The 24598-nt window shown below is 56.5% G+C and carries 18 protein-coding genes; 9 read left to right on the top strand and 9 right to left on the bottom strand.

All coding sequences use genetic code 11. The annotated features are described in order from the left end of the window. Positions 1–26 precede the first annotated feature (26 nt). On the bottom strand, positions 27–1967 hold the full coding sequence (gene macB, locus HWQ15_RS15800; protein ID WP_023305795.1) for a macrolide ABC transporter ATP-binding protein/permease MacB: 1941 nt from the start codon (positions 1965–1967) through the stop codon (positions 27–29). Further along, the gene (macA, locus tag HWQ15_RS15795) at positions 1964–3079 is read right to left on the bottom strand and encodes a macrolide transporter subunit MacA (RefSeq protein ID WP_023305794.1); all 1116 of its coding nucleotides are present in this window, start codon (positions 3077–3079) and stop codon (positions 1964–1966) included. The genes macB and macA overlap by 4 nt, the downstream gene beginning before the upstream one ends. A 159-nt stretch (positions 3080–3238) precedes the next feature. On the opposite strand from macA, the gene HWQ15_RS15790 reads away from it, so the two are divergent. Continuing rightward, on the top strand, positions 3239–4195 hold the full coding sequence (locus HWQ15_RS15790; RefSeq protein ID WP_063216310.1) for a VirK/YbjX family protein: 957 nt from the start codon (positions 3239–3241) through the stop codon (positions 4193–4195). On the opposite strand, the gene HWQ15_RS15785 is transcribed toward HWQ15_RS15790, so the two are convergent. After that, positions 4192–5850 carry an ATP-dependent endonuclease gene (locus HWQ15_RS15785; RefSeq protein WP_063149046.1) on the bottom strand — a complete coding sequence of 553 codons (1659 nt, stop codon included), beginning with the start codon at positions 5848–5850 and terminating at the stop codon, positions 4192–4194. The two genes, HWQ15_RS15790 and HWQ15_RS15785, sit on opposite strands and share 4 nt — an antisense overlap. A gap of 291 nt (positions 5851–6141) precedes the next feature. On the opposite strand from HWQ15_RS15785, the gene aqpZ reads away from it, so the two are divergent. The 8 genes from aqpZ to HWQ15_RS15745 all read left to right on the top strand — a co-directional run bounded on the left by aqpZ (position 6142) and on the right by HWQ15_RS15745 (position 16153). Beyond that, positions 6142–6837, top strand: a complete 696-nt coding sequence (gene aqpZ, locus HWQ15_RS15780; RefSeq protein ID WP_026080729.1) for an aquaporin Z — start codon at positions 6142–6144, stop codon at positions 6835–6837. Between the two features lie 176 nt (positions 6838–7013). Continuing rightward, positions 7014–7913, top strand: a complete 900-nt coding sequence (locus HWQ15_RS15775; RefSeq protein WP_022647606.1) for a lysine exporter LysO family protein — start codon at positions 7014–7016, stop codon at positions 7911–7913. A gap of 144 nt (positions 7914–8057) precedes the next feature. Then, on the top strand, positions 8058–9710 hold the full coding sequence (gene hcp / locus HWQ15_RS15770) for a hydroxylamine reductase (RefSeq protein ID WP_023299708.1): 1653 nt from the start codon (positions 8058–8060) through the stop codon (positions 9708–9710). Between the two features lie 10 nt (positions 9711–9720). After that, on the top strand, positions 9721–10689 hold the full coding sequence (gene hcr, locus HWQ15_RS15765) for an NADH oxidoreductase (RefSeq protein ID WP_063216308.1): 969 nt from the start codon (positions 9721–9723) through the stop codon (positions 10687–10689). 152 nt (positions 10690–10841) lie between these two features. Next, positions 10842–12560: a ubiquinone-dependent pyruvate dehydrogenase gene (gene poxB, locus HWQ15_RS15760; protein ID WP_022647603.1), complete on the top strand. Its 1719-nt coding sequence runs from the start codon at positions 10842–10844 to the stop codon at positions 12558–12560. A gap of 38 nt (positions 12561–12598) precedes the next feature. Continuing rightward, positions 12599–13600 (top strand): low-specificity L-threonine aldolase, encoded by a 1002-nt coding sequence (ltaE, locus tag HWQ15_RS15755; protein WP_063149047.1) that lies wholly within the window; start codon positions 12599–12601, stop codon positions 13598–13600. A gap of 10 nt (positions 13601–13610) precedes the next feature. Further along, positions 13611–15047: an SDR family oxidoreductase gene (locus HWQ15_RS15750; protein ID WP_063149048.1), complete on the top strand. Its 1437-nt coding sequence runs from the start codon at positions 13611–13613 to the stop codon at positions 15045–15047. A gap of 92 nt (positions 15048–15139) precedes the next feature. Beyond that, positions 15140–16153, top strand: coding sequence for an NAD(P)-dependent oxidoreductase (locus tag HWQ15_RS15745; protein ID WP_022647600.1), 1014 nt, complete (start codon positions 15140–15142; stop codon positions 16151–16153). Positions 16154–16735: 582 nt separating this feature from the next. Here the strand turns inward: HWQ15_RS15745 and HWQ15_RS15740 are convergent. The 6 genes from HWQ15_RS15740 to gspL form a co-directional block, all read right to left on the bottom strand. Beyond that, a complete protein-coding gene (locus HWQ15_RS15740) occupies positions 16736–18562 on the bottom strand; it encodes a chitinase (RefSeq protein ID WP_022647599.1) in 1827 nt (608 codons plus the stop codon). 134 nt (positions 18563–18696) lie between these two features. Beyond that, positions 18697–19137 carry a type III secretion system invasion protein IagB gene (gene iagB / locus HWQ15_RS15735; protein ID WP_023299704.1) on the bottom strand — a complete coding sequence of 147 codons (441 nt, stop codon included), beginning with the start codon at positions 19135–19137 and terminating at the stop codon, positions 18697–18699. Positions 19138–19238: 101 nt separating this feature from the next. After that, positions 19239–21920 (bottom strand): glycosyl hydrolase family 18 protein, encoded by a 2682-nt coding sequence (locus HWQ15_RS15730; protein WP_063149657.1) that lies wholly within the window; start codon positions 21918–21920, stop codon positions 19239–19241. A gap of 253 nt (positions 21921–22173) precedes the next feature. Then, a complete protein-coding gene (locus HWQ15_RS15725) occupies positions 22174–22971 on the bottom strand; it encodes an A24 family peptidase (protein WP_023299702.1) in 798 nt (265 codons plus the stop codon). Next, positions 22968–23453, bottom strand: coding sequence for a type II secretion system protein GspM (gene gspM, locus HWQ15_RS15720; RefSeq protein WP_022647595.1), 486 nt, complete (start codon positions 23451–23453; stop codon positions 22968–22970). Before gspM ends, HWQ15_RS15725 begins: the two co-directional genes overlap by 4 nt. Continuing rightward, on the bottom strand, positions 23450–24583 hold the full coding sequence (gspL, locus tag HWQ15_RS15715; RefSeq protein WP_063149656.1) for a type II secretion system protein GspL: 1134 nt from the start codon (positions 24581–24583) through the stop codon (positions 23450–23452). Before gspL ends, gspM begins: the two co-directional genes overlap by 4 nt. Between the last annotated feature and the right edge of the window lie 15 nt (positions 24584–24598).

Here is a 24598-nt window from a genome sequence, read left to right as displayed (position 1 = left end):
GATCGGCTGGCATTTTTATTTTCGGGTTATTCGCGCGCCAGCGCATCCACCGGATCCAGCCGCGCCGCGTTTCGCGCCGGTAGCCAGCCGAACAGAATACCGGTGAAGGTGGAACATAAAAACGCCGTCAGGATCGCCATCGGCGAGAAGCCAATCTCCCAGCCCGGTAAGAAGAGCTGGAGCGCAAAGGCGATCATCATCGAGAGCGCAATCCCCATCGCACCGCCCACCAGACACACCAGCACCGCTTCAATCAAAAATTGCTGCAGCACGTCGCTGGCTCTGGCTCCGACCGCCATACGGATGCCGATCTCCCGCGTACGTTCGGTCACCGACACCAGCATAATGTTCATCACCCCTATCCCGCCGACGACCAGCGAAATCACCGCCACCAGCGTCAGGAACAGCTGAAGAGTACGTGTGGTCTTTTCCGCCGTTTTCAAGAGGCCATCCATATTCCAGGTGAAGAAATCCTTTTTCCCGTGGCGCAGGGTTAACAGCCGCTCCAGCTGCTGTTCTGCCAGCCCGCTGTCGTAGCCCTCCTTCACTCGAACGGTAATAGAGTTAAGCCATGACTGCCCCATGATGCGCCCGGAAATGGTGGTGTACGGCAGCCAGACGCGCAGGATTTTACTGCTGCCGAACATCGACTGCTTCTCTTCCGCCACGCCGATCACCGTCGCTGGCATGTTGCCTACGAGGATCACTTCCCCCACCACATTGGTCTTATTCGGGAACAGCTGCCTGCGGGAGTTAGCGTCTAACACCACCACCTGCGCCCTGCCCGCCAGCTGTTCAGCGTTGAAGGTCGCCCCTTCGCTGAAGGTCATGCCGTAGACGTTGAAGTAATCTCCGCTGACGCCGTTAGCGCTGGCCGCCACGTCGATGTTGCCATAGCGCAGACGCAGGTTTTGCGAGACGGCAGGCGTGGCGGAGTTCACCCACGGCTGCTTCTGAATAGCCGCCAGATCGTCATACTTCAGCGCCTGCTGATACTGCGGCTCGTCGTCGCCAAAATCTTTGCCGGGGTAAACGTCGATGGTGTTAGTCCCGATGGCGCGAATATCTGCCAGCACCAGCTGTTTCGCGGCATCGCCCACCACCACAATCGACACCACTGAGGCAATACCAATAATGATGCCAAGCATGGTCAGCAGAGTGCGCATTTTGTTGGCCGCCATCGCCAGCCAGGCCATGGTCAGCGCCTCGCGGAAACCGCTGGAAAACTGGCCCCAGCCAGTTGCGGCCGGCAGCGCCTCTTTCGCCGCCGCCGCTCTGGACTGACGTGGCGGCGGGTTGCTGACCAGCTCGCCGTCGTGGATCTCGATAATGCGTTCCGCCTGCGCTGCCACCTGCGGATCGTGGGTGACGATAATCACCGTATGCCCCTGATCGCGAAGCTGATGCAGGATCGCCATCACCTCTTCACCGGAATGGCTGTCGAGCGCACCGGTTGGCTCATCGGCGAGGATCACCTGCCCACCGTTCATCAGCGCGCGGGCAATACTCACGCGTTGCTGCTGACCGCCGGAAAGCTGCGAAGGCTGATAATCAACACGCTCCGCCAGCCCAAGACGCGTTAACAGCGCCTTCGCGCGTTCGAGGCGTTTTTTGCGCTCGACGCCCGCATACACCGCTGGCACTTCCACATTCTGCGCCGCGCTCAGGTGTGAAAGCAGATGGTAACGCTGGAAGATAAAGCCAAAATGCTCGCGACGCAGCTTCGCCAGCGCGTCGCCGTCCAGGGTGGAAACATCCGTCCCGGCCACGCGATAGGTGCCGCTGGTAGGCTTATCCAGACAGCCGAGAATGTTCATCAGCGTTGATTTACCCGAGCCCGATGCCCCGACAATCGCCACCATTTCACCGGCTTCAACGCGCAGGGAGATGCCTTTCAGCACCTCCACCGGCCCGTCGCCGGACGGATAGCTGCGACGAATGTCATTTAGCTCAAGCAGCGCCGTCATTGCGCGGCTCCAGGCAGGCTTTCGCTGGTGACCACTTCCTCACCCTCTTCCAGCCCTTTTACCACCACCACGTCGGTGTCGTTACGTGCGCCAATCACCACTTCCCGCTCGCGGGTTTCACCGTTGCGCAGCACCTTAACTTTGTAGCGATTATCCCCGGCGGATTCGCCCAGCGCGGAGAGCGGAACCGTCAGCACGTTTTTCACGCCGGTCAGCTGGATATGCACCTGAGCGGTCATGTCCAGACGCAGCACGCCCTGCGGGTTAGGCACCTCAAAACGCGCATAGTAGAAGATGGCGTCGTTGACCTTCTCCGGCGTCGGCAGGATATCTTTCAGCATCCCTTCATAGCGGGTTTGCGGATCGCCCAGCACCGTAAACCAGGCTTTCTGCCCCGGCTTAAGGTGAATGACGTCCGCTTCAGATACCTGGGCTTTCACCAGCATGGTGCTCATATCCGCCAGGGTCAGGATGTTCGGCGCCTGCTGCGCGGCGATGACCGTCTGGCCTTGCAGGGTGGTTATCTGCGTCACTTCCCCGGCCATTGGCGCAACGATTTGCGTGTAATCGAGGTTGGTTTTCGCCGTATCCAGCGAGGCCTGATTCCGCTTGATTTGCGCATCGATGGTGCCAATCTGCGCCTGCTTCACCGCCAGCTCCGTGGCGGCTGTGTCCAGATCCTGTTTCGAGATGGCCTGCGTTTTCGCCAGCGCCTGCTGGCGCGACAGGGTGACCTGAGCGAGATTACGCTCCGCCTGAGCCTGAGCGCGCTGCGCGCGTAACTCCATCAGCGTCGCTTCCACTTCGCGGATCTGGTTTTGCGCCTGCTCAGGATCGATCACGCCAAGCAACTGGCCTTTTTTAACCTTATCGCCAATCTCAACCGACAGGGTTTTAAGCTGACCGCTGACCTGCGCGCCCACGTCAACCTTACGCAGGGCATCCAGCTTCCCCGTCGCCAGCACGTTTTGTTGCAGCTCGCCCGGACGAACAATCAGCGTTTGATACTGGGGTACCGGCGCGTTCAGTACCTTCCATAACCAGAATCCGCCTGCTAACACCACTACCGCCAGCAGCAGAAACAGCTTTCTGCGTTTTCCCTTCAGGTTCATAAATATTCCAAATAATTGTTCTGGCTATCATCACCGTTGATTTTATCTAAACCACTCCTCAACGAAACCCCCGATCCCCGTAATCGTCGGGAATTGTTTACCCGATGTTGATAAAGCGCCTGCTGAAATAGCGAAATTCCACCAGAAGCAGGATCTAACATGTCTTCCATCGTCGATACACCTTATTCAACGCTGTCCCAGCCTAAATCGGGCTGGCAACTGTTTAAAAGCCTGGCATCGGGTTCCCTCACGCCGGGGCTGGCGTGGCAAAATCCGGCCTATCGACGTAAGTTTATGTTGCGCTCGCTGGCAACGCCGTTCACCACTGCGCACCTGCTCGGAAACCTTGCAAAACAGCCCCGTCTGATGCAGATCCTGCGCGTGCAGCCCGGCCTGCCGTGCCGCCTGCACCGACCGTGGCTGACCGTCAATATGGGCCGTCAGAATACGCTGGACGCATTGGACAATCACTATCAGATGATGAGCCGCCATCTTCCGGCGTCACTGCTGAACGGCTACCTTTCCAGCCAGGGCATCACGCTGGTGACGTTAACGGGCAAAGAGGAGCAGCAGTTTAGCGTTCGCCTGAGCGCGGATGCGTTTCTGGACAAAGAAGGGGAAGCGACCCTCACTTTTTGCGACCACCAGAACACGGTGCTGGCCGAGCTGACCTTTACGCTGTGCAAATACCAGGGCAAGTCAACGCTCTTCATCGGCGGAATGCAGGGGGCGAAAGCGCATGTCCCGCACGAGTACATTCAGCTGGCGACCAAAGCCTGTCACGGACTGTTCCCAAAACGTCTGCTGGTTGAAGCGGTCATGACGCTGGCAGGCGCCTTCCCCGTCGAGCAGATCCTCGCGGTGAGTAACGCCACCCACATCTACCGCAGCTGGCGCTATCGCAAGAAAAAAGAGGGAAAATTGCTGGCTGACTATGACAGCTTCTGGCGCTCCCTTGGCGGACAGCAGCAGGAGAACGGCAACTTTGCCCTGCCACTGACCATGCCACGCAAACCGATGGAAGAGATTGCGAGTAAAAAACGGTCCGAGTACCGCCGCCGCTATATCCTGCTTGATAGCCTGCTCCAACAGGTATCGCAGGCGACTGCCCGTTAATCGGCTCTCCCGCGTGCCAGCCAGAGGACGCGGGAGAACATTTTACGCAGCAGCGTGGGCACCGACTCCACGCCCCGCCTGCCCGCTTCCGTCGCGACTTCAATGGCCAAATCCGGTTTTGACGACCGATGGATAGCTTTGGCAATCACCCGACGCATATTCATGGGCACATCCACCGGGATCATCGCCACGCGGTGAAAGACGTCGTCAAATCCCTGGCGGTACATAAAGTGCTCCATGTCCATCGCGGGCAGCGTGGTCAGATGTTCCCGCTCCTCTTCACGATCGTTATTGAGCAGGCTACGCACGGTCGCCGCATATTTTTTACCCGCCTCATCGCCATCCACCAGCACGTGCCACTCTATCCCCATCCGGCGCGCAAATTTGATCAGCGGCTTTAAGCCAGACTGAGCAAATTCGATCACTTTGATCCCTTCGGCATCAAAGTGGTGCCCGCACTGGCGCGCCAGCTCGTTTATCACCCAGGTTTCAGTTTCACCTTCCACCAGCAACCAGCAGCGGGCAAACAGGGAAGAGGCTCGGTTAAAACGGATATGAAACGCAATGCGCCGGCCATCTTCGGCATTTAACCCGCCGGGCCCGAGCCGGTAGGCGGTGACCCGCGAGGATTCACGCACCAGGCGGCAGACATACTCCACCGGCGTCAGGGAGAGCAGCTCGCCGGAATTCGTGGTGGTGACACGCTGCAACGGCAGCAGATTAAGAAGATGCCACGCCACGGAAAGCATAATCGGGTGCAGCCGCGTTTCCGGATCTTCCACCAGCAGCAGCGGGCGCGCGTCCCGATCCAGGCGCACCGTCCCTTTCGCCTGTAAAAGCGTGGAGAATAATCCCAGCAGGATCACCCGATGCGTGCGCCCGCTGGGGCGGTCGATCATGCGGTTGATAATATCGAGATAGCGCCAGCTTCGTTGCTCGTCGTGCGAGCGGCGGCGCATCAGGCGGTGGCGCGCCTGCCCCGTTCCCTGCTCGGAGAAGTAGTGCTCCAGCAGTTGGACCATGGCAGACAGTCCCTGACGGATCTGGCCGTCGGTGAGGTTCTGCGGCCGCGAGACCAGTTCACGGGCGAGGAAATCCAGCTCGCGGGCGGTCACCTCCACCTCCGGCATATTCGGCACGCTGCCGTTACGGATCCGCCGCATAAAGCGCGCGTCTCGTAAGCGCAACACGGGGGAGAGGCGGATAAGATGGCGGGCAAGCTCGTCAATATTATCGAGCGGGATCGGATTCCCCTTCTCATCAAGAAATTCACGCAGGGTTAATACCCCGTCGTTTTGCGCCATTTCGCCCTCAAGGCGATAGAAAATACGCTGGAACCCATCTTCACAGGGCACCCAGCAGGGCGACATAGGGCGAAAACGACGCACGCGATGGCGACCGGGCTCGGATTCGCGGAAGGTCAGAATGATATGCAGGTGTTTCTCGCGCCCGTTGACATCCCCCGGCGGAAACCAGAAGTCATCATGGACGAAGTGGTACAAGTTCTCTTCGGGCGAAAGCAGCAGCGTCAGGGCATCCAGCAGGCTGGATTTACCCCAGGCGTTTTCGCCTATCAGGACGTTGTTCTGTTCCAGTTGCAGCGACAGGCGGTTAATCCCGCGAAACCCGACAATCTCCACACGTTCGAGTAGCATACATCCCCCGCATTTCGGCCACTTTTTCCTTCAAGTTATCAGCAGTATAGCGGCAGGCTGTAGGTCACGACAGCAGAATATACGCCCCCTTAAATATTGGGCTATGCTCTAATTACCTCCGTTCTGAACAAGGATTGACATCACATTGCCTTAAATCAAATTTAGTGAATTTATTTGAGTGGCGAAGGGATGTTGATGGTTTCAAAATACTGGCTCTTTGAGTCGTCATCCCTTTATGGCGATATAACCCGCGCGCAGGAATGGGCGCGGACGTTTATTATTGAGGTGGTTATGTTCAGAAAATTAGCGGCAGAATGCTTTGGTACATTCTGGCTGGTGTTTGGTGGCTGCGGTAGCGCAGTACTCGCAGCCGCATTTCCGGAATTAGGTATTGGATTTGTCGGCGTCGCGCTGGCATTCGGTTTAACCGTATTAACCATGGCATTCGCCGTGGGGCATATTTCCGGCGGTCATTTCAACCCGGCCGTCACGTTAGGTTTATGGGCGGGCGGACGTTTCCCGGCGAAAGATATTATTGGCTATATTATTGCCCAGGTTATTGGCGGTATTATTGCCGCGGCGGTGTTGTACGTCATTGCCAGCGGAAAAGCCGGGTTTGACGCCGCGGCCAGCGGATTTGCGTCAAACGGCTTCGGCGAACACTCTCCAGGCGGCTACTCAATGCTGTCTGCTATCGTGATTGAAATTGTGCTCACCGCAGGTTTCCTGTTGGTGATCCACGGCGCAACGGACAAATACGCGCCTGCGGGCTTTGCCCCCATTGCTATTGGTCTGGCGCTGACGCTTATCCACCTGATCTCCATCCCGGTGACCAATACCTCCGTTAACCCGGCACGCAGCACTGCGGTGGCTATTTTCCAGGGCGGCTGGGCGCTTGAACAGTTGTGGCTGTTCTGGGTGATGCCAATTATTGGCGGTATTCTGGGCGGCGTGCTGTATCGCACCCTGCTGGAAAAACGCGATTAATTAAGTGCGGCCTGTAATGTCGGGTGGCGCTAAAGCTTACCCGACCTACGTGAGTGTGCACTTTGTAGGCCGGGTAAGGCGTAGCCGCCACCCGGCTTTTTTTGTAGCTTTACCTCACAGCCTTTATTGGGTAGTGTCTCTGGCGCTTAAATGATACTCAAAAGGACCGGCTGTTCATGTTCTCAGGACTCCTCATCATTCTTCTGCCCCTGATTGTGGGCTATCTTATTCCGCTGCGTCATGAATCGGCCTTAAAGCTTATTAATCGTTTTCTCAGCTGGATTGTTTACGTCATTCTGTTCTTTATGGGGATCAGCCTGGCCTTCCTGGATAATCTGGCGACGAACTTGCTTTCCATCCTGCATTATTCTGCGGTTACGGTAGTGGTTATTCTGCTGTGCAATATTGCCGCGCTGTTCTGGCTGGAACGCACTATTCCCTGGAAAAATCACCACCATCAGGAAAAGCTTCCCTCCCGAATTGCGATGGCGCTGGAATCATTAAAGCTGTGCGGCGTGGTGGTGCTCGGTTTTTTACTGGGGCTAACCGGATGGGCTTTTTTACAGCACGCTACGGAAGCCAGCGAATATACGCTGATTTTCCTGCTCTTCCTGATCGGTATTCAGTTGCGAAATAATGGCATGACGCTGAAACAGATTGTCCTTAACCGCCGGGGCATGATGGTTGCCGTTATCGTTGTGGCCAGCTCAATGGCGGGGGGAGTGATTAACGCCTTTATTCTCGATCTGCCGCTGAAAACCAGCCTGGCGATGGCATCCGGTTTTGGCTGGTATTCGCTGTCCGGTATTCTGCTGACCGAATCGTTTGGTCCGGTGATCGGCAGCGCCGCCTTCTTTAACGATCTGGCGCGCGAGCTGATAGCCATCATGCTGATCCCCGGCCTGGTACGCCGCAGCCGCTCTACCGCGCTGGGCCTGTGCGGGGCCACCTCAATGGACTTTACCCTGCCGGTGTTACAGCGCTCGGGAGGTCTGGAGATGGTTCCTGCCGCTATTGTACACGGCTTTATTCTGAGCCTGCTGGTCCCCATTCTGATGGCGTTCTTCTCAGCCTGATACTGCTTTGGCGGTAGTGAACCTGCCGCCAAAATTGCGCTAAATCAATAACCCTCCATTTAGTATAAGAAAGCACTTTTCTCCGTTGTGGCACAGGCATAACCTTAAACATGTATTTCAAATATAACTTTAACAGGTGTGATTATGTTTTGTGTGCAATGTGAACAAACCATCCGTACCCCGGCAGGCAACGGCTGCTCTTACGCGCAGGGTATGTGCGGCAAAACCGCAGAAACGTCCGATCTCCAGGACCTGCTGATTGCGGCGCTGCAAGGCTTATCCGCCTGGGCCTTCAAGGCCCGTGAATATGGCCTTGTCGATCACTATGTCGACAGCTTTGCGCCGCGCGCATTTTTCTCCACGCTGACTAACGTTAACTTCGATTCGCCACGCATTGTGGGCTATGCCCGCGAAGCGATTGCCCTGCGTGAAGCCCTGAAAGCGCAATGCCTGAATGCCGACGCCAGCGCCCGCGTGGACAACCCGATGGCGGAACTACAGCTGGTGAGCGACGACCTGGGCGAGCTACAGCGTCAGGCCGCCGAATTTACTCCCAATAAAGACAAAGCGGCGATTGGCGAGAACATCCTCGGCCTGCGCCTGCTGTGCCTGTACGGTCTGAAAGGTGCTGCGGCGTATATGGAGCACGCGCACGTACTCGGCCAGTACGACAACGACATTTATGCCCAGTACCACAAAATCATGGCATGGCTGGGCACCTGGCCTTCCGACATGAACGCCCTGCTGGAATGCTCGATGGAAATCGGCCAGATGAACTTCAAAGTGATGAGCATTCTGGATGCCGGTGAAACCAGCACCTACGGTCACCCAACGCCGACGCAGGTCAACGTCAAAGCGACCGAAGGTAAATGCATCCTGATCTCCGGCCACGACCTGAAAGATCTCTACAACCTGCTGAAGCAGACCGAAGGCACCGGCGTTAACGTCTATACCCACGGCGAAATGTTGCCCGCGCACGGCTACCCGGAACTGCGTAAATTTAAGCATCTGATCGGTAACTACGGCAGCGGCTGGCAGAACCAGCAGGTGGAGTTCGCCCGCTTCCCTGGCCCAATCGTCATGACCTCTAACTGCATCATCGACCCTACCGTGGGCGCGTATGACGACCGAATCTGGACCCGCAGCATCGTCGGCTGGCCGGGCGTGAGCCACCTTGAAGGCGATGATTTCGGTCCGGTTATTGCGCAGGCGCAGCAGATGGCTGGCTTCCCGTACAGCGAAATTCCGCACCTCATCACCGTCGGTTTTGGCCGTGAAACCCTGCTGGGTGCGGCGGATTCACTGATTGACCTCGTCAGCCGTGAAAAACTGCGTCACATCTTCCTGATCGGCGGCTGTGACGGCGCGCGCGGGGAACGTAACTATTTCACCGATTTCGCCACCCGCGTTCCGGAAGACTGTCTGATCCTGACCCTGGCCTGCGGTAAATACCGTTTCAACAAGCTGGACTTCGGCAACATCGAAGGTCTGCCACGCCTGGTGGATGCTGGTCAGTGTAACGATGCGTATTCAGCCATCATTCTGGCGGTCACGCTGGCAGAGAAACTGGGCTGCGGCGTGAACGATCTGCCGCTGTCGCTGGTGCTCTCCTGGTTCGAGCAGAAAGCGATCGTTATTCTGTTGACCCTGCTCTCTCTCGGCGTGACCAACATCGTCACCGGGCCGACCGCGCCAGGCTTCCTGACGCCGGACCTGCTGGCCATCCTGAACGAGAAATTTGGTCTGCGTTCCGTGACCAACGTTGAAGATGATATGAAGCAACTGCTGAGCGCGTAAGGAGTAACTCATGACCATGCCAACCTCACAATGTCCGTGGCGGATGCAGGTTCATCACATCCAACAGGAGACGCCGGATGTGTGGACACTGTCGCTGCTGTGCCATGACTACTACCCGTACCGCGCAGGTCAGTATGCGCTGGTGAGTGTGCGTAATTCGGCGGATACCCTGCGCGCCTACACGATCTCCTCCACGCCGGGCGTGAGCGAATACATAACGCTCACCGTCCGTCGTATTGATGACGGCGCAGGCTCCCGGTGGCTGACCCGTGACGTGAAGCGCGGGGATTACATCTGGCTGTCTGACGCGCAGGGCGAGTTCACCTGTGACGACAAGAAGGAAGACAAATTCCTGCTTCTGGCGGCAGGCTGTGGCGTAACGCCGATTATGTCGATGCGCCGCTGGCTGGCGAAATACCGTCCTCAGGCCGACGTGCAGGTGATCTTTAGCGTGTGTTCCCCGGAAGATGTGATTTTTGCCGAGGAATGGCGAAATTATCCGGTGACCCTGGTGGCTGAGCACAACGCGACGCACGGTTTTGTCGCGGGGCGTCTGAGCCGCGAAATGTTGCAAAGCGTGCCGGACATTGCGGATCGTACCGTGATGACCTGCGGCCCGGCGCCGTACATGGAGATCGTGGAGAAAGAAGTGAAAGCGCTCGGCGTGCCCCGCTTCTTCAAAGAGCAGTTCTTCACGCCTGTAGCGGCAGCGGCGACCAGCGGGATGAAGTTCACGAAGCTGCAACCGGCGCAGACCTTCTTTGGTCGCGTGGGCACCACGCTGCTTGAAGCGCTCGAAAGCAATAACGTGCCGGTAGCGGCAGCCTGTCGCGCGGGTGTGTGCGGCTGCTGTAAGACGAAGGTGGTTTCCGGTGAATACACCGTCACCAGCACCATGACGCTGACCGATGCGGAAATTGCAGAGGGTTACGTGTTGGCGTGTTCATGCCATCCGCAGGGAGACCTGGTGCTGGCATAATCTGGCGCAGTGCCCCCATTTGTTGCCGGGTGACACTGCGTTTACCCGGCTTACGTTGTGCCTACTGCCTGTGCGTATGGAATACCAGGCAGCCAATACAGTGACTTTCTTCTAAGCTTGTAAGCGATATCACATAAAGGAGAAGGACCACCATGAAACAAACCGTGGCTGCATACATAGCGAAAACCCTGGAACAGGCTGGCGTAAAGCGTATCTGGGGCGTCACCGGCGATTCGCTGAACGGACTCAGCGACAGCCTCAACAAGATGAAGACCATTGAATGGATGCCCACCCGCCATGAAGAGGTCGCCGCCTTTGCCGCGGGTGCCGAAGCGCAGCTCACGGGCGAACTCGCCGTCTGTGCAGGTTCCTGCGGACCGGGAAACCTGCACCTTATCAACGGTCTTTTCGACTGTCACCGCAACCATGTTCCGGTGCTGGCGATTGCCGCACATATTCCGTCATCCGAAATCGGCAGCGGCTATTTTCAGGAGACGCATCCTCAGGAGCTGTTCCGTGAATGCAGCCACTACTGCGAGCTGGTCTCGTCGCCGGAGCAGATCCCACAGGTGCTGGCGATAGCCATGCGTAAGGCGATCCTGAATCGCGGGGTTTCGGTGGTTGTGCTGCCGGGGGACGTGGCGCTGAAGGCCGCACCTGAAACCGCCACCACCCACTGGTACTCTGCGCCACAGCCAACCATTACCCCTGCGGATGAAGAGCTTAAAAAGCTGGCGCAACTGCTGCGATACTCCAGCAATATCGCCCTGATGTGCGGCAGCGGCTGTGCCGGCGCGCATAAAGAGCTGGTGGAATTTGCCGCTAAGCTGAAGGCGCCAGTTGTGCACGCCCTGCGCGGGAAAGAGCACGTTGAATACGATAACCCGTACGATGTGGGCATGACCGGGCTGATCGGTTTTTCCAGCGGCTTCCATACCATGATGAACGCCGATACGCTGATCCTGCTCGGCACCCAGTTCCCGTACCGCGCGTTCTACCCGACGGATGCGAAAATTATCCAGATCGACATTAATCCCGGTAGCATCGGCGCGCACAGCAAGGTGGATATGGCGCTTATCGGCGATATTAAATCCACCCTCGCCGCCCTCCTGCCGCTGCTGGAAGAAAAAACGGACCGCAAATTCCTCGATAAAGCCCTGAGCGACTATCGCGATGCGCGTAAGGGGCTGGACGATCTCGCCAAACCGAGCGAAAAAGCGATCCACCCGCAGTATCTGGCGCAGCAGATCAGCCACTTCGCCGACGACGATGCCATCTTCACCTGCGACGTGGGTACGCCCACCGTCTGGGCCGCGCGCTATCTGAAAATGAACGGCAAACGACGCCTGCTTGGCTCGTTCAACCATGGCTCAATGGCCAACGCCATGCCGCAGGCGCTGGGCGCGAAAGCAACGGCACCGGAACGTCAGGTGGTGGCGATGTGCGGCGACGGCGGGTTCAGTATGCTGATGGGGGATTTCCTGTCGGTGGCGCAGATGAAGCTTCCGCTGAAAATCGTGGTCTTTAACAACAGCGTGCTGGGCTTTGTGGCGATGGAGATGAAGGCCGGAGGCTACCTCACGGACGGCACCGAGCTGCACGACACCAACTTCGCCCGCATCGCCGAAGCCTGCGGTATCACCGGTATTCGGGTGGAGAAAGCCTCAGAGGTGGACGAAGCCCTGCAACGTGCCTTCTCCATCGACGGCCCGGTGCTGGTGGATGTGGTGGTCGCCAAAGAAGAGCTGGCAATCCCGCCTCAAATCAAGCTGGAACAGGCTAAAGGTTTTAGCCTCTACATGCTGCGCGCCATCATCAGCGGGCGCGGTGACGAAGTGATCGAACTGGCAAAAACCAACTGGCTCAGGTAAAACATTTCACAAGACCTCTTAAATGAAAGGGATGTGAAATGATTGATTTACGTAGTGATACCGTTACCCGTCCGGGCCGCGCCATGCTCGAAGAGATGATGGCCGCCCCGGTCGGGGACGACGTCTACGGCGATGACCCGACGGTCAACGAACTCCAGCGCTATGCGGCCGAGCTGAGCGGTAAAGAGGCTGCCCTGTTCCTGCCCACCGGCACGCAGGCTAACCTGGTGGCGCTGCTGAGCCACTGCGAGCGCGGCGAAGAGTATATCGTTGGCCAGGGGGCGCATAACTACCTGTACGAAGCCGGCGGCGCGGCGGTGCTCGGCAGCATCCAGCCGCAGCCGATCGATGCTGCGCCGGACGGTACGCTGCCGCTGGACAAAGTCGCGGCAAAAATCAAAGCCGATGATATTCACTTCGCCCGCACTAAACTGCTGAGCCTCGAAAACACCCATAACGGTAAAGTCCTGCCGCGCGAATACCTGAAAGCGGCATGGGATTTTACCCGCGAGCGCAAGCTCGGCCTGCACGTTGACGGCGCACGTATCTTCAACGCCGTGGTGGAGTACGGCTGCGAGCTGAAAGAGATCACCCAATATTGCGACTCGTTCACCATTTGCCTCTCTAAAGGGCTGGGCACGCCGGTAGGTTCCCTGCTGGTTGGCAGCGCGGACTACATCAGACGCGCCAACCGCTGGCGCAAAATGACCGGCGGCGGGATGCGTCAGGCGGGTATTCTGGCGGCTGCCGGACTGTACGCCCTGAAAAATAACGTGTCACGCCTGAAAGACGATCACGACAATACGGCGTGGATGGCAGCGCAGCTGCGTGAAATCGGCGCTGATGTCATGCGTCATGACACCAACATGCTGTTTGTCCGCGTCGGCAATGAGCATGCTGCCGCGCTGGGCGAATTTATGAAAGCCCGAGGCGTGCTGATCAACGCCTCCCCGGTCGTGCGACTGGTGATGCATCTTGACGTTAACCGCGAGCAGTTGACCGAGGTGGTGAAACACTGGCAGGCGTTTTTACAGCGTTAAGGAGCATACCGTGCCGCAACGTATTCTGGTGCTCGGTGCCAGCGGGTATATCGGTCAGCATCTGACCACTGCGTTAAGCCAGCAGGGGCACCAGGTGCTGGCAGTGGCACGCAACACGGAACGCCTGCAAAAGCTACATTTGCCTGGCGTGACGTGTCACAACGTTGACCTTAACTGGCCGAAAGCGCTTCCTGCGCTGCTGGAAGGGGTCGATACGCTTTACTACCTTGTTCACAGCATGGGCGAAGGCGGCGATTTTATCGCCCACGAGCGTCAGGTGGCGATGAACGTACGTGATACGCTGCTGCAAACGCCGGTAAAGCAGGTGATCTTTCTAAGCTCGCTTCAGGCGCCTGAGAACGAGCAGTCAGACCATCTGCGCGCCCGGCAACTGACGGCAGAGACATTGCGAAGCGCCCGTATCCCCGTCACCGAACTGCGGGCAGGGATCATCGTCGGCGCGGGTTCCGCCGCGTTCGAAGTGATGCGCGATATGGTCTACAACCTGCCTGTGCTGACACCGCCGCGCTGGGTACGCTCGCGCACCACGCCCATTGCGCTGGAGAATTTACTCCACTATCTGGTGGCATTGCTGGATCATCCGGCGGCGGCGCATCGTGTGCTGGAGGCGGCTGGCCCGGAAGTGTTGAGCTATCAGGCGCAGTTCGAACATTTTATGCGGGTGAGTGGCCGCCGCCGCTGGCTGGTGCCCGTCCCCTTTCCGACCCGCTGGATTTCGGTGTGGTTTTTGAATGTGATCACCTCCGTGCCGCCGACGACTGCCAAAGCGCTTATACAGGGACTGAAACACGATCTGCTGGCGGACGATCGTGAACTGCGTGCCTTGATCCCTCAGGAATTGATCCCCTTCGACGATGCCGTACGCAATACGCTGAAAGAAGAAGAGAAGCTGGTGAACTCCAGCGACTGGGGCTACGATCCGCAGGCGTTTGCCCGCTGGCGGCCCGAGTACGGCTATTACCCAAAACAGGCGGGCTGTACGGTAAAAACCACTGCCAGCCTCTCAGGGCTGTGGGACGTTGTGAACCAGATCGGCGGCAAAGAGCGCTATTTCTTCGGCAATATCCTCTGGCAAACGCGCGGCGCGCTGGACCTACTGGTGGGTCACCGGCTGGCAAAAGGCCGTCCTGCCGCCCCGTATCTGAACGTGGGCGATACGGTCGACAGCTGGAAGGTGATCATCGTTGAGCCGGAAAAACAGCTGGCGCTGCTGTTTGGCATGAAGGCACCGGGGCTGGGGCGGCTCTGCTTCACCCTTAAAGACAAAGGCGATCACCGCGAGCTGGACGTTCGGGCGTGGTGGCACCCGCACGGAATGCCCGGGCTGTTCTACTGGCTGCTGATGATCCCGGCACACCTGTTTATCTTCCGCGGAATGGCGAAAAGGATTGCGCAACTGGCAGAAGAAAAGCGGGAAAGTAATTAAATAAAACCCTTTTTCTTTCACCTTTCCCATTGCAACACATCGTAATTCACGAAAGAATGCGCACGAAATTCTTTTCAACACAGTGGATTGTTATGAAGGTACTGGTTACCGGGGCGACCAGCGGCTTAGGCCGAAATGCGGTCGAATTTCTGCGCAACAAAGGCATCAGCGTGAGGGCCACCGGTCGCAACGAGGCGATGGGCAAGCTCTTGCAAAAAATGGGCGCTGAGTTTGTCCATGCCGACCTGACGGAGCTGGTCTCCTCTCAGGCCAAGGTGATGCTCGCCGGTATCGATACGCTGTGGCACTGCTCCAGTTTTACCTCCCCGTGGGGTACCCAGGAAGCCTTCGATCTCGCCAACGTGCGCGCCACGCGCCGTCTGGGCGAATGGGCCGTCGCCTGGGGCGTGCGTAACTTTATTCATATCTCTTCCCCGTCGCTCTATTTTGATTATCACCATCATCGTGATATTCAGGAAGATTTCCGCCCTGCGCGCTTTGCCTGTGAATTTGCCCGCAGTAAAGCGGCTGGCGAAGAGGTGATCGACCTGCTGGCCCAGTCAAATCCGCACACCCGCTTTACCGTGCTGCGACCACAGAGCCTGTTTGGGCCGCACGACAAAGTCTTTATCCCGCGACTGGCCCAGATGATGCACCATTACGGCAGCGTGCTGTTACCGCGCGGCGGCGATGCGCTGGTAGACATGACCTATTACGAAAATGCCGTTCACGCCATGTGGCTGGCGAGCCAGCCGGAGTGCGATAAGCTGGTGTCGGGCCGCGCCTATAACATCACCAACGGCGAACCCTGTACCCTGCGCAGCATTGTGCAAAGGCTGATTGATGAGTTAAAAATCGACTGCCGGATCCGTTCCGTTCCCTACCCGATGCTGGACATGATTGCCCGCAGCATGGAGCGCTTTGGCAGTAAATCGGCGAAAGAGCCTGCGCTGACGCATTACGGTGTGTCGAAGCTCAACTTTGATTTTACGCTGGATATTTCTCGGGCGGAGAACGAGCTGGGGTATAAACCGATTATCTCGCTCGATGAAGGGATAGTGCGTACGGCGGCGTGGTTGCGGGATCACGGGAAGTTACACCGGTAAGCGTTCCAGCCTCATGTAGGCCGGGTAAGCGCAGCGCCACCCGGCAAAAAACAGAGAGTGCGGACTGATGCCCTCACCCCGGCTCTCTCCCACAGGGCTGAGGGATCCCCAGTAATTTTTTTATGCAGAAGCAATAAAGTTGCTTTCTAAATGACTGAGGGCTGTCAGCGATGCCCTGGTCCGGCTGTAAATCGCTGAGGCGTTTGCCTTCCGGCCGGGGCGAGGCGCAGGGATGCGCCGAGAGGGCGGCTTTACAGGGACGTTGCCTCCGCCCGTACCCGATAAGCCGGAAGGAATAAGCCGAGGGCACCGCGAAGCGGCGATTTACCGCCGGGAGCCCGGGTCGCCAGGGTGGTGGCGACTGAGCCACCCTGGCACGTTCACCGGTCATGTCGTTACAGAGTAGCAAGGAACATAAAGTGAACGGAATGACCACCACCGCCGTATGTTCCCCTCACCCTAACCCTCTCCCCGGAGGGGCGAGGGGATTGCTCAGTGCTCGCATTAATTTGTGGGGAACCCTCAGCCCACAGGGAGAGGGTGCAAACATTAAAACGGCAACCCGAGGGTTGCCGTTTGCTTTTACAGAGCCGTCCAGGCTTCAGCCCAAGCCAGGCCTGCACCCGGCTCATAGTACGTCGGCGCACTGTTACACCAGCCGCTGTACGGGAACGGTTTGCACTGGAACAATTTACCGTGGTTGTTCACGATATCACCGGCGTTGTACTTGCTGTTCGCGCTCCATGCCGGGTAAGACGTATCTTCTCCGGATGGCGTTGCCGCTTTCGCTTTCACGTTGAGCAGGTAAGACGTGGTGCTGCTCAGCTCGCCATCGCTGACGGTCAGGCTCACTTCATACTGCTGCGCCGTTGCAGACTCAGGCGCCTTAAAGGTCACCACCGCTTTATCTTCGCCGGTCACGGTCTGGCCATCCTGAGAACGCCAGGTGTAGGTCAGCTTGTTGCCGTCTGCGTCGGTAGAGCCTTCCGCGCTCAGAGAAACCTGCGCGCCCGCTTCAACGGCACCTATTGGGCCCGCAATCTGCGCAACCGGCGCGTGGTTCACCGCGACAGGTTCAACCGGAGTTTCATCCGGAACTGGCGCTGGCGTTGGGGCCGGCGTAACATCTTCAGAAGGTGTTGGCGTTGGCGTGACCGGGGTTTCGTCCGGCGTCACCGAGGAACCGTCGTCATTCACGATATTCACGTTATAGAACTTCTGCACGCACTTGCTGTAGTCGCCCTCTTTGAACGCGCTGAACGGTGTCTGATAGCCCACCAGCTGGCAAGAGTAAGTCTTGCCGTCCGGGGTATCCGCGCTCCATCCCCAGTCCTGTTCCCAGTAAATCTTCAGGGCGCCTGCGCCACCTTCGTCGAACTGCTTCATGTTGGCGCAACCCAACACTTCGTTCGCCGGAACAGGGACTTTCAGGTAGTTCGCAAATTCTTTGTAATACTTGATACGGTTCTGAGACTGCGCAATTTCAGTCGGGCCGCCGCACTCAACGCCGCCGTTGATGATCTGGGTTGTTACACCGAAGCCCGGGACCAGGCCGTTGGCTTTATCGTGATCGTTCGGCTGCCATGTACCGTCGATCACCTGCAACATGCTTGGTTTTGGCGGCTGTGGATAGGCGAAGAAGAAGATAGCACTGGCCAGGTTCAGCCAGGTGTCCGCCACCAGCTCAGGTTTATCGAGCAGGGTACGCACGTCGCCGTACATCGCTTCAGAGAATGGACCGTAGTTGTAGTTGTAGGACAACTGTTTCGCACCGCGTCCGAAATAGCTCAGGAAATCGCCGTCTTTGTCTTTACCGCAAGGCCAGGTCTGTCCCTGCCAGACGTCCGGATTACATTCGCCGTTATAGCCGCCCTTCTGCCCTTCGCTCCAGCCCATTTCACGCACGTGGACCAGCGCCTGACGCCATTCGGCTTCCGGACGCCAGCTTTCGTGGCCGCCGGTTTCCTGGGCAAAGTGGGCAAACATGGTCGCCAGCTCTTTGCGGCAGATAGCGTCGCTGTCACGACCGTCGTTGTAGGTCTTACACAGCGCCGGGAATTTACCCACGGCTTTCAGGAAGTTGCTGTAGGTATAAGCCTGTGCACGCAGCGGGAAGAGATATTCCCAGTCGCTGGCTTTCACAATCCCTTCAACGCGTTTGACGTTGTCCGGGTTCGCCGCGCGGCCTGGCTCAATCAGTTCGACCTGCGCGTTGTCCAGGGTCTGAATAGTCTCTTTAACGGAGGCCATCAGCGGGAAGTTAGTGAGCTCATGCTCTTTCTTCGCCAGATCGCTGGCTTTCATGGTGTACGGCTCGCCGGTGGTCGCCTGCAAAGAGGCGGCCTGCGCCATAAAAGGTGCAACGCAAGCACCAGCAACAAGTACACTCAGTAACGTCCTTTTGTTCATTTCAGTTTTCCTGTTCGTTTCAAATTAAATGTTAATATCCCGGCTTAGGTATTATTCCGTTAATACATAAACCACATTCAGCTGTTTTCACTTTTCGAAGAACACCTTCAGGAATTCTTCAAAAATAAAAAACGTTAATCGCGTGCTGCTAATTTTAATTGCTGATATTTAGCCCAGACCTTATGGGCATATTTCATCCGCTGCGGATAATTCTCTTTCTTCAACCCGGCGTTATAAGCGCCTACCGCTTCCCAGTTATAGCCATATACTCTTATCATTCCGGAGAGAATGGAGGCACCCACCATGATGGAGGTACACGGCTCGGTCATTAAGCGATACTCATCGATGCCTCTGCTTTCCAGCGCGGTAAAATGCGAGCTGTTGATTTGCATCAGCCCGACATCCCGCGTGCCATCGCGGTTTTTCCCAACCGCGTACGGATTCATACCGGATTCCACATTCGCTATCGCGTAGAGTAAATAAGGGTCGACATGATAATAACGCGCCGCTTTATCCCAACAGTTTGCCAGAGCGCCCTGGCTTATTATTAATAACAACAAAATGAGCTTTTTCATTTTTACCTGCTGACTTTATTGGTTATTTCTCCTTAGAAACATCCTGTAAAATGAATTTTTAATTACTCCCCCTCAGAAGGGGGAGTAATTAATGGGTTAGATTATTTGCAATCTGTTGATGCGCCTTCTTTTACCCATACGTCGCTATTTGCTGGGTTATCACCACGGGTCCACCATTTCGCACGGTAAACGTTACCTTCATAGGTGGTGGTGTCGCCGCCGTTGTAGACCAGGTCAGAACGCCAGTTCATCTTCACGTTGCTTACCAGCTCCCACGCGTCCATACCGAAGCCAGGCTGATTGCCCTGAGTCCAGTATTTCGCTTTCCACACGAGGTGGTCGAAGCTTACGGTATCGCCGTTGTTATAGATTTTGCTCGCGTCCCACGCAGCGTATTTGCTGGCGTTGGCATCGACAGGTGCGTCGCAGCTGCCGGTGGTATCATCAGCTGGCGGGGTTACGTCGTCAGCCGGTGGTGTGACGTCATCGGCAGGAGGCGTTACCTCGTCAGCCGGCTTAGGCTCCACCGTCACCTGCACGTCAGACTGCACGCTGGTTTTACCGTCCGTCACAATAACGCTCAGGGTGTAGGAAGAGGTATTGTGCACTTCTGGCGCAGTGATGCGAACGTTGGCCGAATCAGTGCCGGTCGCGTTCATATCAGCCGGTACGCTCCAGCTGTAGGTCAGCGCGTCACCATCAGGATCGGATGCCTGTGCGTGCAGAGAAATTGCTTCACCGGACTGAACGGTAACGGCTTCCATAGCATTGATTACCGGCGCCTGGTTGGCTTTAGGCGCTTTATTCACAACCTGGACGTCAACAGCATTGCTCAGCCCTTTAGCGTCGGTTACGGTCAAACGGAAGACCAGGTTCTGGTCGCTTGTCACAGCCGGAACGCTAAAGCTGGCTTTCGCTTTGGTGCTATTGGCGATGGTCACAGAAGGGCCTGAAACCTGCGTCCATTTATAGGTCAGCGCATCGTCGTCCTGGTCGCTGGAAGCAGAGCCATCCAGGGTCACGGTTGCAGGACCGGTGACATTTTGATCGGCAGCTGAAGCCACTGGCGCATGGTTAGTCTCAACAGGCAGATCCGGGATGGAACTTCCGCCCAGCAGGCTTTCGTTCATGGCGTTCAGGATATCGCCGTTATCAGACTCGATAGACCATGCGAACAGTCCGCCCAGGTTTTTGTTCAGTACGTATTTGCCTTTCGCCATAACGGAACGGGCGTTATCGTACGTCACCAGCTCACCGGTGGACTTGTTGAACACGTACGGCGCTTCAGCCGCTTCGTCATATTTGTATTCCCAGCCCGGTTTGCCCAGCATCTGGTTGACGATTTGACGATAGTCAACGATACCGCTTTCCCATGTCCCTTTAATTGGTCCGGTTGCGGTGCCGGTAAATGGATTATCGCCGGTATAACCATGAACGCCGGTCCAGCCGCGGCCATACATACCTGCGCCTACCACGATCTTGCCTGGCTTAACGCCCTGCTCCAGCATCGCTTTCACCGCGTTATCGGTGGTGTAGTTAGTGTCTGGTTTCCAGGAAGCACCGTACAGGGCGGTCTGGTGGCCCAGATCGGTATTGCTCCAGGCACCGTAGAAGTCGTAGCTCATCAGGAAGATATGGTCGAGGTACTGCTGCGTGGTGTTATAGTCCACGTCTTCGATCTTATCTTTACCGGCACCGATTGCAGTAGTCAGCTCGTAGGTACGACCGGTTTCCGCAGACAGTTCATTCAGCATCTGACGCAGGTCGTGCATCAGCGCGGTGTAGGTAGCTTTATCGGTCTGAGGATTGCCGAGTTTGGCGTTTTCACCGCCGCCGCCCGGGAATTCCCAGTCAATATCCACGCCGTCAAACACTTTCCAGGTGGTCAGGAAGTCTTTTACCGACGCCACGAAACGGTCACGCAGTACTTTGTTATCCATCTGATAGAACGGATCGGACAGGGTCCAGCCACCAATGGATGGCAGAATTTTCAGGTCAGGATGGGCTTTTTTCATCGCCATCAGCTGCCCATAGTTACCTTTGTAGGGATCGTCCCAGTTGCTTACGCCTTTCTGCGGTTTCTGCAATGCAGCCCATGGATCGTGAATGGCCACGGTGTAGTCCTGACGGCCAGCACAGGCGCGTTTCAGGGATTCCAGTGCACCTGAAGATTTGGCGCTGTCGTTAATACCGTCGCCGCCGCAAATTGGAATAAAGCCATACAGCAGGTGGTTAATGTTCGCGACCGGGATCTTATCCGCAGAGAAGTTTCGATCGTAAACGCCCCACTCAGGGAAATAGGCACCGACGACTTTATCGGTATGCTGAGCGAAAGCTTTGTTATTTTCCAGCAGCGGCGTATTCAGCGGCAGCAAATGGCTTCCGTCGGTATCCGCCACGATAATCAGTTTGCTTGCGCTTTTGGTACAGCCGCTGTCGTTACACAGTTCGACCTGTTCCTGATAGCGGCCCCCTTTTTTGACTTTGAAGGTCGCAGAACCCGCCGCGCTGCCCGCGCCGGTCCAGACGGTCTTGCCGTCCAGCAGCACTTTTGCAGACGTTGGGGCGTCACCGCTCCAGACGTTCCATTCCACTTTTACATCAACACCCTCTTTATGCACTTTGATGAGGTTGTTGTAATCCTGTGCCGCCTGATCCACTTCTACCAGCGCAAATTTATCATTGCCCGATGTAATAGAAGGCGTACCCGGCGCAGCTGCAAATGCGGAGCTGGTGGCCGCCGCAATAAAGAGCGCCAGATATTTTGGTTTCATAAATTTCATTTTTATTTCCTGATAAATTTATTTATAACGTAATAACCCATGCCTTCCGTGAGATCATGGATGCGTTTCGCGTAATGCGTATTTAACCAACGTGAGTGCCGTAAACAAAAAATTGTTGCTGCGCTGTATTCCTCCATAAAAAGATACAAGCCAAATCCCGTGTAGCTTATATCTCCTACGATACACCGAGCGTAAAGAGTCGTCCTTCTCTCCCAGCATCAAAAAGATTTATAAAAAACCTTGACCAGTATATTTAAAATGTGAAAGCAAACTGCTGACTAATAAACACCACGATTCCAGAAAAGGCGAGGTAAGGACCAAAAGAAATAGTGAGGTTATTTTTATTTAAATTATTGACGGCGAAATAACCGACAATACCGCTTAACGCTGCCGCCAGTTCAATGGAGGGTAATGCCTGCCAGCCGCACCAGGCGCCCAGCGCCGCCAGTAGCTTAAAATCCCCGTAACCCAGCCCTTCTCGTCCGGCGATCAGACGAAAAGCCCAGTAGAGCAGCCAGAGCGACAGATAGCCCGCCACCGCGCCAAACAGCGCATCACGTAGCGGCAATGTGTGGTCAATAGCATGGAGCACTAACCCCGCCCACAGCAGCGGCTGGGTCAGGCAGTCCGGCAACAACTGATGCTGCCAGTCGATCATGGCCAGCGGCAGTAAAAAAGCCGCCAGTAACCACAAAGAGAACAGCGCCTGAACGTCCGGCATGCACCAGGCCGTGATGCCAAAAAACAGCGCGGAGAACAGTTCCACCAAAAAGAGTCGCAGTGGGATCGCGCTGCCGCACTGGTGGCAGCGCCCCCGTAATAACAGCCAACTGAGCAGCGGGATATTTTCCCATGCAGCAAGCGTGTGCTGACACACCGGGCAGTGCGAGGCAGGAAAGAGCAGATTGCCGCTCCCCTCCTCATCCATCACCATTCCCGGTACGCGCTCGGCAACAACGCCTAGAAAACTGCCCATAATCCCGCCCAGGATAGCACTCATCATCGGGAAACCGAGCGGACAGGCCTCCCGCATCAGCGTGAAGGTATTCATGCGCTTTTTGACCAGGTAAGCTGCACCTGTGCTTTCACATCGCTGAGGTGGTCAACCGGCGTGAGGTTTATTTTTTGCAATGTCACGCCGGAGGTCTGATTAATTTCACGCAGCCAGCTTTTTAATTCATATACATTTACCCGATTCACCACGAACGATAAAGTTTGCCCCTCCTGGCGCACATCCGTCAGTGAAAGATTAATTTCATGAGCGCTGTTCTCGACCACCGTACGCGGATTATTCGTTTTAACTAACTGGACCTGAAGATGATTTTTATCAATTTCACTGCGCATCCAGTTGAGCGTCTCTTTTTGTCTTTTAAGCGTCGATTTACTATTTTGAATCATATTATCCAAGGGAATTACTCCTGTGTAATACACCGCAGCCCCCACAATGGCAACGGCACATATTTTTAAAATGATTTTTTCCCGGGCGCTGTAATTCTGATAGCGTGATTTCAGCTGCGCGATTCGCTCTTTCATTTATGTTTCCCTGCGATCATGGCGGTATACGGTTCGGTTGTTGAAACAGGTTGTAAGGTAAAATCAAAATTCTCACTGGTCTGGTTCACAAACGCCTGCAACGCGGGCTGGCTTTGCGCGCTAACGCTCAGCGTCAGGGTGTTTTGCTGCGCATCGTATTCCAGCAGATCGATCTCCATCGCAGGGACTGACTGCCGGGCTTTCTCCAGCTCCTCAAGCTGAAGAAAGAACCCCTTGCTCTGTTTTTTCAGGCTTTGGCCAAAGTGATATTTGATATTGGTCTGCTGGCGCATGCTGGGGAAATGGTGCTGATAAACCTGAACGATCTCCTGCTGAACCCGATTTTCCTGCTGCACCAGCATCCAGGCCATCGCAATGCGCGGCCCCAGCAGCAGACCAACGGACAGCAGGCCCGCCGCTATCATCGCTGCTTTCATGCTTTTTGCGGCCTGGCCATGACCGGCCTTAAGGCTGAATTCACCGTGAAGCAGATTCACACGACAGGTTTTCCACTGCGGCTGGATCAGCACCAGCGGATGCTGCCAGGCATGCTGTACGTCAACGTGAACGTCCGCAGGCGCGTCGCCGTAGCAACACACTTCCCCGTCTCCGGCTTTCTGCATCAACAGCGGCAGCAGGGTTCCCTCCATTTCACCCGCCACGTGGGGAGATAAACGCAGCCAGTAGCCTTTATCCTGTGCGACCAGCGTGCTGCCCCCTGCCGCCACGGGCAGCAGCCAGGCATCAGGCAGGGCCTGAATCACGTTTAATCCGGCCTCGTGACAGCGGGTCAATGCCGCACGCAGGCGGTCGGCGTCAATGGCAACGGCGTCGACGTCAGCGCCTTTTTTGTAGAGCACTGTCCAGTGGAGGTTGTCCACGTCGCCAATCAGCGTCTCTTCCGCCATCCACGAGAAGGCCATCGCCTGAGAAGCCACCTTTTTCGGCAGCGTGAAATGGCGGAAAATCATGTCGCTGCCGGGCAGCAGGAGACAAACGCGTGTAGCCAGCGGGTGTTCGGCCAGCATCTCCAGGCTGTCGAGCACCTCGACGCGCTCGCTGCCGGACTCACAGCACATTATTTTCCCGACCTCGCGGCTGTCGGGGCGAACAAAAAGTACCTGTTTCATAACGTTCTACTTTTC

Origin of the sequence: Enterobacter sp. DSM 30060, assembly GCF_013375955.1 — a bacterium.
Classification (GTDB): domain Bacteria; phylum Pseudomonadota; class Gammaproteobacteria; order Enterobacterales; family Enterobacteriaceae; genus Enterobacter; species Enterobacter intestinihominis.
This window is presented reverse-complemented; position numbering and strand designations above follow the sequence as displayed.

Bases quoted from the DNA above. Each gene is read 5' to 3' on its own strand.
- macB (WP_023305795.1), bottom strand. From the start codon at position 1,967: ATGACGGCGCTGCTTGAGCTAAATGACATTCGTCGCAGCTATCCGTCC.
- macA (WP_023305794.1), bottom strand. From the start codon at position 3,079: ATGAACCTGAAGGGAAAACGCAGAAAGCTGTTTCTGCTGCTGGCGGTA.
- HWQ15_RS15790 (WP_063216310.1), top strand. From the start codon at position 3,239: ATGTCTTCCATCGTCGATACACCTTATTCAACGCTGTCCCAGCCTAAA.
- HWQ15_RS15785 (WP_063149046.1), bottom strand. From the start codon at position 5,850: ATGCTACTCGAACGTGTGGAGATTGTCGGGTTTCGCGGGATTAACCGC.
- aqpZ (WP_026080729.1), top strand. From the start codon at position 6,142: ATGTTCAGAAAATTAGCGGCAGAATGCTTTGGTACATTCTGGCTGGTG.
- HWQ15_RS15775 (WP_022647606.1), top strand. From the start codon at position 7,014: ATGTTCTCAGGACTCCTCATCATTCTTCTGCCCCTGATTGTGGGCTAT.
- hcp (WP_023299708.1), top strand. From the start codon at position 8,058: ATGTTTTGTGTGCAATGTGAACAAACCATCCGTACCCCGGCAGGCAAC.
- hcr (WP_063216308.1), top strand. From the start codon at position 9,721: ATGACCATGCCAACCTCACAATGTCCGTGGCGGATGCAGGTTCATCAC.
- poxB (WP_022647603.1), top strand. From the start codon at position 10,842: ATGAAACAAACCGTGGCTGCATACATAGCGAAAACCCTGGAACAGGCT.
- ltaE (WP_063149047.1), top strand. From the start codon at position 12,599: ATGATTGATTTACGTAGTGATACCGTTACCCGTCCGGGCCGCGCCATG.
- HWQ15_RS15745 (WP_022647600.1), top strand. From the start codon at position 15,140: ATGAAGGTACTGGTTACCGGGGCGACCAGCGGCTTAGGCCGAAATGCG.
- HWQ15_RS15740 (WP_022647599.1), bottom strand. From the start codon at position 18,562: ATGAACAAAAGGACGTTACTGAGTGTACTTGTTGCTGGTGCTTGCGTT.
- iagB (WP_023299704.1), bottom strand. From the start codon at position 19,137: ATGAAAAAGCTCATTTTGTTGTTATTAATAATAAGCCAGGGCGCTCTG.
- HWQ15_RS15730 (WP_063149657.1), bottom strand. From the start codon at position 21,920: ATGAAATTTATGAAACCAAAATATCTGGCGCTCTTTATTGCGGCGGCC.
- HWQ15_RS15725 (WP_023299702.1), bottom strand. From the start codon at position 22,971: ATGAATACCTTCACGCTGATGCGGGAGGCCTGTCCGCTCGGTTTCCCG.
- gspM (WP_022647595.1), bottom strand. From the start codon at position 23,453: ATGAAAGAGCGAATCGCGCAGCTGAAATCACGCTATCAGAATTACAGC.
- gspL (WP_063149656.1), bottom strand. From the start codon at position 24,583: ATGAAACAGGTACTTTTTGTTCGCCCCGACAGCCGCGAGGTCGGGAAA.